The 11,435-nt window shown below is 62.0% G+C and carries 9 protein-coding genes; 7 read left to right on the forward strand and 2 right to left on the reverse strand.

The genetic code is table 11. The features are described 5' to 3' along the window. The first annotated feature begins 14 nt into the window (after window positions 1–14). Entirely contained in the window at window positions 15–1,673 is a 1,659-nt protein-coding gene (gene betA, locus BM151_RS10080) for a choline dehydrogenase (protein ID WP_090060556.1), read from the forward strand. A gap of 72 nt (window positions 1,674–1,745) precedes the next feature. Here betA and ald read toward each other — a convergent pair whose 3' ends face one another. Continuing rightward, the gene (gene ald / locus BM151_RS10085; RefSeq protein WP_090060558.1) at window positions 1,746–2,861 is read right to left on the reverse strand and encodes an alanine dehydrogenase; all 1,116 of its coding nucleotides are present in this window, start codon (window positions 2,859–2,861) and stop codon (window positions 1,746–1,748) included. A gap of 490 nt (window positions 2,862–3,351) precedes the next feature. On the opposite strand from ald, the gene cyoA reads away from it, so the two are divergent. From cyoA to BM151_RS10120, 6 genes are all read left to right on the forward strand, one after another. Then, window positions 3,352–4,482 (forward strand): ubiquinol oxidase subunit II, encoded by a 1,131-nt coding sequence (cyoA, locus tag BM151_RS10095; protein WP_090060562.1) that lies wholly within the window; start codon window positions 3,352–3,354, stop codon window positions 4,480–4,482. Then, window positions 4,475–6,463: a cytochrome o ubiquinol oxidase subunit I gene (gene cyoB / locus BM151_RS10100; protein WP_090060564.1), complete on the forward strand. Its 1,989-nt coding sequence runs from the start codon at window positions 4,475–4,477 to the stop codon at window positions 6,461–6,463. The genes cyoA and cyoB overlap by 8 nt, the downstream gene beginning before the upstream one ends. 38 nt (window positions 6,464–6,501) lie before the next feature. Further along, a complete protein-coding gene (cyoC, locus tag BM151_RS10105; RefSeq protein WP_218151357.1) occupies window positions 6,502–7,098 on the forward strand; it encodes a cytochrome o ubiquinol oxidase subunit III in 597 nt (198 codons plus the stop codon). Then, window positions 7,098–7,505, forward strand: a complete 408-nt coding sequence (cyoD, locus tag BM151_RS10110) for a cytochrome o ubiquinol oxidase subunit IV (protein WP_090060567.1) — start codon at window positions 7,098–7,100, stop codon at window positions 7,503–7,505. Before cyoC ends, cyoD begins: the two co-directional genes overlap by 1 nt. A 66-nt stretch (window positions 7,506–7,571) precedes the next feature. Next, window positions 7,572–8,300: an SURF1 family protein gene (locus BM151_RS10115; protein ID WP_090060569.1), complete on the forward strand. Its 729-nt coding sequence runs from the start codon at window positions 7,572–7,574 to the stop codon at window positions 8,298–8,300. Between the two features lie 52 nt (window positions 8,301–8,352). Further along, window positions 8,353–9,366: a P1 family peptidase gene (locus tag BM151_RS10120; protein WP_090060571.1), complete on the forward strand. Its 1,014-nt coding sequence runs from the start codon at window positions 8,353–8,355 to the stop codon at window positions 9,364–9,366. Between the two features lie 52 nt (window positions 9,367–9,418). Here the strand turns inward: BM151_RS10120 and BM151_RS10125 are convergent, their stop codons facing one another. Then, a complete protein-coding gene (locus BM151_RS10125; RefSeq protein WP_090060573.1) occupies window positions 9,419–11,329 on the reverse strand; it encodes a Hint domain-containing protein in 1,911 nt (636 codons plus the stop codon). Window positions 11,330–11,435: the final 106 nt, after the last annotated feature.

An 11,435-nucleotide genomic window follows, 5' to 3' on the forward strand; every position in this document is an offset into this window, starting at 1 on the left:
CGAAGGAAGTTTCCATGCAAGCCGAATATGTCATCGTCGGCGCTGGCTCCGCCGGCTGCGCCATCGCCTATCGCCTCGCCGAGGCCGGCAAGACCGTCATCGTCATCGAACATGGCGGCACCGACGCGGGCCCGCTGATCCAGATGCCCGGCGCGCTGTCCTATCCGATGAACATGAAGCGCTATGACTGGGGCTATATGAGCGAACCGGAACCGGGGCTTGGCGGGCGGCGTCTGGTGACCCCGCGCGGCAAGGTCCTGGGCGGCTCCTCTTCGATCAACGGCATGGTCTATGTGCGCGGTCATGCCCGCGACTTCGACACATGGGAAGAAATGGGGGCACGCGGCTGGGCCTATGCCGATGTGCTGCCCTATTACAAGCGCATGGAAAGCTGGGACTGCGGCGGTCATGGTGGTGACCCGGATTGGCGCGGCAAAAACGGCCCGCTACATATCTCGCGCGGCAAACGCGACAACCCGCTGGTCAAGGCCTTTGTCGAGGCCGGGGCGCAGGCGGGCTATCCCACCACCGACGATTACAATGGCGAACAACAAGAGGGTTTCGGCCCTTATGATGCGACGATCCACAAGGGCGAACGCTGGTCGGCCTACAAGGCCTATCTGAAACCGGCGCTGGCGACCGGCAATGTCACCCTGATCCGCGGCCTTGCCCGCAAGGTGGTGATCGAAGACGGTCAGGCGAAAGGCGTCGAGATCGAACGCAAAGGGCAAATCGAGGTGATTTCCGCCAGTCGCGAAGTCATCCTCTCCGCCTCCTCGATCAACTCGCCGAAACTCCTGATGCTCTCTGGCATCGGCGACGCGGCGCATCTCAAAGACCACGGCATCGCGGTCGTGGCAGACCGTCCGGGGGTCGGGCAGAACCTGCAAGACCATCTCGAGCTCTACATCCAACAGGCCGCGACCCAGCCGGTGTCGCTGTTCAAATATTGGAACCTTGTCGGCAAGGCCTTCGTCGGCGCGCAATGGCTTTTCACCAAAAAGGGTGTCGGTGCCTCGAACCAGTTCGAAAGCGCCGCGTTCATCCGCTCGAAACCCGGTATTGAATATCCCGATATCCAATATCACTTCCTGCCCATCGCCGTGCGCTACGACGGTCAGGCCGCCGCCGAGGGCCACGGGTTTCAGGCCCATGTCGGACCGATGCGGTCAAAATCCCGCGGCGCGGTGACGCTCAGATCCGCCGATCCCTCCGAAGCGCCGAAGATCTTCTTCAACTACATGTCGCAAGACAGCGATTGGGAAGATTTCCGCGCCTGCATCCGGCTCACCCGTGAGATTTTCGCCCAGGAGGCCTTCGCCCCTTATCGCGGCAAGGAAATCCAGCCCGGCGCGGCCATGCAATCGGACGAAGAGCTCGATGGTTTCATCCGCGAGCATGCCGAAAGCGCCTTTCACCCCTGCGGCACCTGTCGCATGGGGGAGAAAGACGATCCGATGGCCGTGGTCGATCCGGAATGCCGGGTGATCGGCATCGAGGGCTTGCGTGTCGCCGACAGTTCGATCTTCCCGCAGATCACCAATGGCAACCTCAACGGCCCCTCGATCATGACGGGCGAAAAGGCCGCCGACCATATCCTCGGCAGGGCGCCGCTGGCACGTGAAAATGCCCAGCCCTGGATCGCGCCGAATTGGCAGACGGCTCAGCGCTGAACTCTCCTTCACCCCAAAAGAAAACGACCGGGGCATTGCCCGGTCGTTTGGCTTTGCAGATATGGGCTCGCCTCAGCCCAGCGCCTCTTCCGGCGAGATGGCATCCAGCCCGAGCGCCGCGCCAACGGCCACATTGGTAATCTTGCCGTCCCAGACATTCAGACCGGCCCGCAGATGCGCGTCGTCTTTCAGCGCCTGTTTCCAGCCCTTGTCGGCCAATGCCTTGGCAAATGGCAGGGTTGCGGCATTGAGCGCATAGGTCGAGGTGCGCGCCACCGCGCCGGGCATATTGGCAACGCAATAATGCACGATACCGTCGACCTCATAGGTCGGTTCGGCGTGCGTGGTGGCATGCGAGGTTTCGAAACAGCCGCCCTGATCGATCGCCACATCGACGAGCACCGCACCCGGCTGCATGGTCGAGAGCATGTCGCGGGTGACGAGTTTCGGCGCCGCCGCCCCGGGGACCAGCACCGCACCGATCACCAGATCGGCCTCGGCCACCTCTTTCGCCAGCCCCGCCTGGGTCGCGTAGAGACAGCGGGCGGAAGACCCGTAGTGCAGTTCGAGCCGTTCGAGCGTCGGCAGGGAGCGGTCAAGAATGGTGACATCGGCCCCCAGCCCCACGGCCATGCGCGCGGCGTTGAAGCCGACGACACCGCCACCGATCACCACGACCTTTGCCGGCGCCACACCGGGCACACCGCCCAGGAGCACACCGCGCCCGCCATGGGCCTTTTCCAAAGCGGTGGCACCAGCCTGGATCGAAAGGCGTCCGGCCACCTGACTCATCGGTTTCAGAAGCGGCAAGCCACCGGCCGCATCGGTCACGGTCTCATAGGCGATACAGGTCGCACCGCTCTTGACCAGATCCTCGGTCTGAGCCGGATCGGGCGCCAGATGCAAATAGGTGAAGAGCAGATGATCCGGACGCAGACGGGCCCGTTCCTCGGGTTGCGGTTCCTTGACCTTGACGATCATCTCCGCGGCCTCGAACACCGCTTCTGCCGTCGCGAGGATCTCCGCACCTTCTGCTTCATAGGCGGCATCCTCGGCTCCGATGCCGAGCCCCGCACCGCTCTCGACCACCACGGAATGGCCGGACGCAACCAGCTCCGCAACGCTCTCGGGGGTCAGCCCGACACGAAACTCATTGTTCTTAATTTCCTTAGGGATACCGATGCGCATTTCTTCCTCCGCTTCTGTTGGTACAGGGATGCTAGCCCGGAGGAGACAATAAGAAATTCGAAAGTCTCTCGGGAAATGCACCCAAACGGGATGATTGCATCGAAAGTGAAAAATATTCGGGAAGATGCTTCGATTACAATTCATTAACGCAAAGGATGACCGGCTCGGCTTTCGAACATCCGTTCCCGGCGCAGGTTCAGAAGAGACCTCGGCCAGCCCTGAAGGACGGAGCTGCCACTGAGTCGTTTCTCGCCCGAAATGGCACCGCGCCACGTCACGAAACAGCGCGCGATGCCATTTCGGGCGCACAGATTTTCTGCGACGCAGTTCATTTTTGCCGCATCGCAGAACACGACGCCGTGAAATCGCGTCAACTGTCTGTGAAAATTCGTGAATCCATCGATGATGCGTCAATCCGTCGCGGTGAAGGCCGGCGCTAACAGGCGTAGCCCGGGCCCACAAAACTCGTGGTCGGCGTGCCGGCGACCCAATGAGCCGCCGGGACAGCCGGACAAATAAAAAGGCACGCACATTGCTTAGACTCAGGCCCCTCCTGCTGGCTTCCGCCGGCGCTTTTGCGCTGTCCGGGTGTCAGTACCATGTACTTTCGCCGCAGGGATGGGTGGGTGATCAGGAACGCAATCTTCTGATCATTTCCACCCTGCTCATGCTCATCGTCATCGTCCCCGTATTGATCATGGCGGTCTATTTTCCGCTGAAATATCGCGCCGATCGGGAAGACATGTCGGATTACGATCCGACCTTCGAACATTCCAACAAGATCGAAGTGGTGATCTGGGGCGTTCCGATCCTGATCATCGTCGCGCTCGGGTGGTTCACCTATGACTACACCCACAAGCTCGACCCCTATCGCCCGCTCGACCATCTCGGCGCCGGCGAACCGATCGAGGTTCAGGCGGTCTCGCTCGACTGGAAATGGCTGTTCATCTACCCCGAATTCGGCGTCGCCTCGGTCAACGAACTGGCGATTCCGGAAGGCCGTCCGGTGAATTTCTCGCTGACCTCCTCGACGGTGATGAACACGCTGTCGATCCCGGCACTGGGCGGCATGGTCTATTCGATGGCCGGCATGGAGACCAAACTGCACCTGATCGCGGATACGACCGGCACTTTCCCGGGGCGCTCGGCGCATTACTCGGGTCCGGGGTTCTCCAAGATGACCTTCGACACGCTGTCGATGACCGACGAGGATTTCAACGCCTGGGTCGCCAAGGTGAAAGAGACCGGCGGGGAGCTGACCCGCGCGAGCTATCTTGAGTTGGAAAAACCCACCATCGACGAGCCCGTGCACAGCTATGCCTCGGTGGAAGACGGGCTCTTTGGTCGCATCGTCGAGATGTGCGTCGAAGACGGCAAGGTCTGCATGGGTCACATGATGATGCAGGACGAATTGGGCGGCGGCGGTCTCGCCGGCATTCCGAATGCCGCGGCCTATAGCTATGACCGTGCCCGCACCATCGACGGCTTCGGCAATCTCATCGACCTTCCCGAACCCGAAGTGAATGCTTTCCACGAAGCCTTCCTGAACGACCCGGATGCGATCTGCGGCCCGGATTTCGCGCGCACGTCCGCCCGCACGGAGGAAAAGAACAATGGCTAACGCACAACCTGCCGAGACCTTCTCGCCGATCTTCGGGCGGCTGACGCTCGACTGGATCCCCTATCACGAACCCATTCTGATCGCGACCTTTGCCGGCGTGGCCCTGGGCGGGCTCGTGGTCCTCGCCCTGATGACCTATTTCAAGCTCTGGGGGCCTTTGTGGCGCGACTGGGTGACCTCGGTCGATCACAAGAAAATCGGCATCATGTATATGGTGCTGGGCTTCATCATGCTGATCCGCGGTTTCGCCGATGCGCTGATGATGCGCGCACAACAGGCGATGGCCGCCGGTGAGGCCGCGGGCTACCTGCCGCCGCACCATTTCGATCAGGTCTTCACCGCCCATGGCGTGATCATGATCTTTTTCGTCGCCATGGTCTTTGTCACCGGCATCATGAACTATGTCATGCCGATGCAGATCGGCGCGCGCGACGTGGCCTTTCCCTTCCTCAACAATTTCTCCTTCTGGATGACCGTTGCCGGGGCACTGCTGGTAAACATCTCGCTCTTCGTCGGGGAATTCGCCCGCGTCGGCTGGCTCGCCTTCCCGCCCCTCTCGGGCGCGAGCTATTCGACCGGTCCGGGGATGGATTACTATCTCTGGGCGCTGCAGATCGCCGGCGTCGGCACGACGCTTTCGGGCATCAACCTGATCGCCACCGTGCTCAAGATGCGCGCCCCGGGCATGAAGCTGATGGACATGCCGATCTTTGCCTGGACGACCCTGATCACCAACGTGCTGATCGTCGTCGCCTTCCCGGTGCTGACCGCCACCCTGGCGCTTTTGACCCTGGATCGTTACTTCGACTTCCACTTCTTCACCAATGACTTTGGTGGCAACGCGATGATGTACATCAACCTGATCTGGATCTGGGGTCACCCGGAAGTCTACATCCTGATCATCCCCTGCTTTGGTGTCTTCTCGGAAATCGTCTCGACCTTCTCCGGCAAGCCGATCTTCGGCTACAAGACCATGGTCTGGGCCACCGCCTGTATCATGGTGCTGAGCTTCGTCGTCTGGCTGCACCACTTCTTCACCATGGGCTCCGGCGCCAGCGTGAACACATTCTTCGGCATCACCACGATGATCATCGCCGTGCCGACGGGCGTGAAAATCTTCAACTGGCTCTTCACCATGTACAAGGGCCGCGTGCGGCTCGAAGTGCCGATGTACTGGACCATCGGCTTTCTCGTCACCTTCACCATCGGTGGCATGACGGGCGTGCTGCTGGCCGTTCCGCCGGTCGACTTCCAGCTCCACAACACGCTGTTCCTGATCGCGCATTTCCATAACGTGATCATCGGCGGCGTGGTCTTCGCCGTCTATGCTGCGGTGAGCTACTGGTGGCCGAAAGCCTTCGGCTTCCAGCTCAGCGACAAATGGGGCAAGCGCAGCTTCTGGCTCTGGTTCACGGGTTTCTACTTTGCCTTCATGCCGCTCTATGCATTGGGCCTGATGGGTGTGACCCGCCGGATGAATTCCTATCCGGACCCCGCCTGGCAGCCCTATTTCATCGTCGCGGCCTTCGGCGCGGTGCTGATCCTCGGCGGGATCGTTTCGACCTTCGTGAACTTCTATGTCTCGATCCGCGATCGCGAACAGAACCGCGTCGGAGACGACCCCTGGGATGCACGTACGCTGGAATGGGCGACGCAATCGCCGCCGGCGCCTTATAACTTCCCCGAAAGCTTCCGCGTCAATGGCCGCGAAGCCTTCTGGCAGATGAAGCAACAGGGCTTCAAATGGTCCGGGCATTACACCCCGATCCATATGCCGAAAAGTACCGCCATGGGCGTGCTGATCGCCGCTGCGGCGCTGGTCTTCGGCTTTGCCATGGTCTGGTACATCTGGTGGCTCGCCATCCTGAGCTTTGCCGGCATGCTGATCCTCGGCATTGCCCATACCTTCAACTACAACCGCGACTATTACATCCAGACCGATGTCATTGCCGCGACCGAGAAGAAAGGAGCGACGGCATGAGCCCGCTGGACTCTCCCACCATGACGCCGGAAACGGCCATGACACCGGGTGTCACCGTGATCACCGATGATCACGGCCACCATGACAGCCCCACGCCCATCGGGTTCTGGATCTACCTGATGAGCGACTGCATCATCTTCGGTGCGCTTTTCGCGACCTATGCCGTCCTGGGCGGCGGGTTCGCGGGCGGGCCGGGGCCGAAGGACCTGTTCGAGCCTGGGTTCGTCGCCATCGAGACGGCTTTGCTGCTGTTCTCCTCGATCACCTTCGGCCTCGCCATGCTTCAGGCAGACAAGGGCAAGCTCGGCGGTACCACCCGCTGGCTGATCGCCACCGGCCTGTTCGGCGCCGGCTTCATCGGCATGGAGCTCTATGAGTTCCGTCACCTGATCCACATTGGCGCAGGGCCGGATCGCTCCGCCTTCCTGTCGTCCTTCTTTGCCCTCGTGGGCACCCACGGGCTGCACGTCACCGGCGGTCTGATCTGGCTCATCACCCTGGTGGTTCAGATCAACATGCACGGGCTGAACGGGCCGAACATGCGTCGCCTCGGCACGCTGTCGATGTTCTGGCACTTCCTCGATCTGATCTGGATCGGCGTGTTTTCCTTTGTCTATCTGGTGAGGTTGGTCTGATGTCCGCTGATACGCATTCCGCACAGTCCCACGACGCCGGTCATGGCACAGGGCATGGCACCATGGGCCAGTTGATGATCGGTTTCGCGCTGGCCGCGATCCTGACCATCATCCCCTTCGGCCTCGTCATGGGCGAGGTCGAGATGAACCGGACCGCCCTGGTCGGCATCATCATGGGGCTTGGCGCCATTCAGATCGTGGTGCATCTGGTGTTCTTCCTGCACCTGAACACCCGTTCCGAAGAGGGCAACACCTTCATGGCCACCATGCTGGCGCTGATCATTCTGGTGATCGTGCTCGCGGGCTCGCTCTGGGTCATGCACAACATGAACACGAACATGATGCCCCAGCATGAGATGGATCAGCAGATCGAACAGATGAAAAGCCTGCAATCGCAGCAGGGCTGATCACATCTTTACCGCACCATTCGCCGGGGCCCTCGTGGCCCCGGTTTGCCATTCAGGACTTTCCCAATGCGCCTCTCTCCTCGTCTTTTCTCGCTCAAGATGATCATCGCCACGCTGCTGGCCGCCCTCGGCATCGCCGGGTTCATGAGCCTCGGCTTCTGGCAGGTGAACCGCCTGCACTGGAAACTCGATCTGATCGATCGGGTCGATGCCCGCATCCATGCCGATCCGGTCGCCGCGCCCGGCCCGGCGGATTGGGCCGGCATCACGGCGGAGAAGGACGAATACACCCGCGTCACGCTCAAGGGCGCGTTCCTCGCCGATCAGGATATCCTGATCTATACGCCCTCAGATTTCGGCCCCGGCGACTGGGTGCTCACCCCGTTTCAGCGCGACGACGGCACCATCGTGATGGTCAATCGCGGCGTCGTGCCCGACAATCTGGCCCGGGCGGGCGCGTACACCCATGTCACCGGCCCGACAGAGATCACCGGTCTCCTGCGCCGCTCCGAAGACCAAGGCTGGCTGTTCTCGCGCGACAACGATCCCGAGAACGGCAAATGGTATCGCCGCGACATCGGTTCCATCACAGCGGCCAAGGGCTTTGCCAATGCCGCACCCTATTTTGTCGATCAGGAGTTGACCGATCCCACCGGTTGGCCGCGCGGCGGCAAGACCGTCGTCTCGTTCCGCAACGCCCATCTGAGCTATGCGCTGACCTGGTTCGCACTGGCCGGTGTTGTCCTCCTGGGCTACGCGCTCGTGCTGCGGCTGGAATTCAAGCGCGACACTTGACAGCGGGTCCTGCGCGCCCTCCCCTAGCTCCGAACGGACAGGAAGGCGCGCCATGACGGATCACTCTGCATCCCGAAATCTCATCACCGATGTCGCGGGGCTCAAGGTCGGCAATGCCTCCTCGCCCCGCCTCAAATCCGGCGTCACCGTGGTGACGGCAGACGTGCCCTTCACCGCCTCCGTGCATGTCATGGGCGGCGCGCCCGGCACCCGGGAAACCGATCTTCTGGCCCCCGACAAACTGGTCGACGGTGTCGACGCGCTGGTGCTCTCGGGTGGATCGGCCTTTGGCCTCGACGCCTGTTCCGGGGTCTCGGACGGGCTTTTGCAAGCCGGGCGCGGCCATGCTGTCGGCCCGGCTCGCGTTCCCATCGTTCCCGGCGCGATCCTGTTCGATCTGCTCAATGGCGGCGAGAAGGAGCTCGCCGAGGCCCCCTATCGCGCGCTCGGGCGCGAAGCCTATGACCGGGCCGCCCCGGACTTTGAGATCGGCACCGAGGGCGCCGGCTACGGCGCCCTGACCGCGACGCTGAAAGGCGGGTTGGGCTCGGCTTCCACGCGCTACAAAGACTACACTGTCGGCGCTCTGGTGGCGGTGAATGCCGTTGGCGCAGCGACAACACCGGGCACGGCGCATTTCTGGGCTGCCGCTTTCGAGCAGGGCGCGGAATTCGGCGGATTGGGCCCCGATCCCCGCCGGGGCTTTCGGGCGGAAGAGCTGCCGACCAAGCTCTCTGCGCTCGAAGGACCGGGCGAGGCCACGACCATTGCCATTGTCGCCACCGATGCGGCGCTCACAAAGGCCGAATGCCACCGTTTGGCCGTCGCCGCCCATGACGGGCTCGCCCGGGCGCTGGTGCCGGCGCACACGCCCTTTGACGGAGATCTGGTCTTTGCCCTGTCGACCGGCACGAATGAGATCACCGGAGATCGCGCCATGCTCCTGGCCGGGCTGGGCGCCAGCGCCGCCGATTGCCTCGCCCGCGCCATCGCCCGCGGTGTATATGCCGCTCGGGCGGAACCGGGCGACCTGCTGCCATGCTGGTCGGATCTGAGGAAGGCTTAAAGAAGAATCCGAATGATCACAGCCGCCGCGTCAGCTCGGCGACAGGCATGTCTCAGAACAGCCGCTCCAGCGGCCGGACCCGGTTTTGACGATGCCGCCGAACAAGGGTCTTCTGACGTTTGAGCGGGAGGATCTCCCGCGCCGCAGGATAGCGATCCGGATCGCCCTCGATCCCCGGGAAAAGCGCTGAGAGTTCCTCCCAGGCCCCCCGGCTCATCATCTTGCACGCCTGTGGCCCCGGCAAAAGCGTTTCCGACGGCGCGCCTTCGGCAAAGATAATCTCGTGATGATCGCAGAGCAGATGACAATACACGAGTTCCTCAGGGCCTGATGTGACGGAGATCCCCGGCATGCCGGCAAGCTTGCGCGCCGAGACGAGGACCTCGTCCTGCCCGGTCATGCGCCGGGCGATGCGGGAACTGATCAACATGCGATGCTGAGGAGAGACCCGGAGATCGCGCTTGGGCAGACCGGCCCCCAGCGCCCCGGCGCGGATGTGGATCGGCGCCAGTTTCGGGGTCCAGCCGACACGCGCCCGACCGACCCAGCGCACCGGCTGGGCGCCATGATCGGCGGTGATCACCATATCCCCGGGGCGCAGCGTCTCCACCGGGCGTTCGCCCTCCGGCGTCAGGATGCCGGTGCCCTCGGTGAAACAGGTCACGCCGGTGTTCTCGGTGGTGAAGAACGCGCTGTTGGCCGAGGCGCCGGAGAAGGTGAGCGAGCCGGTGCCGAACTGCAGATTGTCGGAATAATCGACATCGCCGACGCCGTCGTTCGACTGGTTCAGAATGCCATCGTCGGCCTGGTCGGCATAGAGCTCCCAGATGTCGTCGTAGAAGCCCGACAGATCGATGAAATCATTGTTCGTGCTGTCGCCATCCGCGAGCGTGCCGGTGTTGCCGCTGTTGAAATCGGTGATGATGTCGGAGCCGTCGCCGACATTGTAGATGAACGTGTCATTGCCGAGCCCGCCGGTCAGCGTGTCATTGCCGGTGCCGCCGACGATGGTGTCGTCGCCCGAGCCCGCGGTGATGTCGTCATTGCCGGCGCCACCGTCGAGATAGAGCCCGGAATTGTCGGCCGAAGCATCGATCGTGTCGCCGCCGCTGCCGGTGATGATCGCCTCGATATTGTCGAAGGTGACGGTGTTGGTGCCGTCGCTGACCGTGCCGTCCTCCGGCGCGGTGAAGGTGACGGTGAGCGGCGCCGAGACGGCGGAGAAATCGAGCGTATCCGTGCCGGTGCCAGTGCCGTCCCAGTCATCGCCATAGACGATGTCATTGCCCCAACCGTCGTCGAAATAGAAGGTGTCGTCGCCCTCGCCGCCGGCGATCTCATCATTGCCGCCACCACCAGTGATTGAATCATTCCCGGCATCCCCGAAAATGTAATCATCCCCACTGGTGATCTGATCCCCCTCGGCATCGGTATAGCCGACCCCCATCGTGTCATCGCCAGCCGTGCCGTCGACAATCGTCGCATAATTCGCGGCATAGCGTTCGGCCGCCATATTCGCCGTGTCGTTGACCACACTATCCAGGGTGATCGAGGAGACAGGTTGCGCCTCCAGTGCGACCTGATCGGAGTTGTAGCTCAGTTGCGGGACAAGATAGAGATTGCCCGCCGTGTCCTGCATCACCAGAGCGTTGATCGTCGTGGTCGAACCATCCGTATAGGTCAGGGTCGCGTTGTAAGAAATCAGCGCGTCAAAGGTCTGAAGCGACCCGCCATCGATCCGGAACGTATCATTGGCGATCTGGTTGTTGGTGTCGTAGGTGGTGACGTCACCACCCGAGTAGTTGCCCGGGGAAAAGCTATGCACCTGTTGATGCAACGGATCCGTCGTCGTTCCGAATGTGGAACCGACAATGGTGCCCGCGTTTTCCGCGGTGGAATTGCTTTCGAACGGGTCGAGATCTCCGATCGTGCCGAGATAGAAAACGTCAAATGTCGTGGACATGTCCCCTCACCACCGTCAGCTCAAGGGAATGGAAGACCCGAAGACCGCGCCGACCGACCGCAATCGTTCATCGTGCTTCGGACATTCCATGTCTTCGCCATCTTAG

Source organism: Celeribacter neptunius (assembly GCF_900113955.1).
Classification (GTDB): Bacteria; Pseudomonadota; Alphaproteobacteria; order Rhodobacterales; family Rhodobacteraceae; genus Celeribacter; species Celeribacter neptunius.

Bases quoted from the DNA above. Each gene is read 5' to 3' on its own strand.
- betA (WP_090060556.1), top strand. From the start codon at position 15: ATGCAAGCCGAATATGTCATCGTCGGCGCTGGCTCCGCCGGCTGCGCC.
- ald (WP_090060558.1), bottom strand. From the start codon at position 2,861: ATGCGCATCGGTATCCCTAAGGAAATTAAGAACAATGAGTTTCGTGTC.
- cyoA (WP_090060562.1), top strand. From the start codon at position 3,352: ATGAGCCGCCGGGACAGCCGGACAAATAAAAAGGCACGCACATTGCTT.
- cyoB (WP_090060564.1), top strand. From the start codon at position 4,475: ATGGCTAACGCACAACCTGCCGAGACCTTCTCGCCGATCTTCGGGCGG.
- cyoC (WP_218151357.1), top strand. From the start codon at position 6,502: ATGACACCGGGTGTCACCGTGATCACCGATGATCACGGCCACCATGAC.
- cyoD (WP_090060567.1), top strand. From the start codon at position 7,098: ATGTCCGCTGATACGCATTCCGCACAGTCCCACGACGCCGGTCATGGC.
- BM151_RS10115 (WP_090060569.1), top strand. From the start codon at position 7,572: ATGCGCCTCTCTCCTCGTCTTTTCTCGCTCAAGATGATCATCGCCACG.
- BM151_RS10120 (WP_090060571.1), top strand. From the start codon at position 8,353: ATGACGGATCACTCTGCATCCCGAAATCTCATCACCGATGTCGCGGGG.
- BM151_RS10125 (WP_090060573.1), bottom strand. From the start codon at position 11,329: ATGTCCACGACATTTGACGTTTTCTATCTCGGCACGATCGGAGATCTC.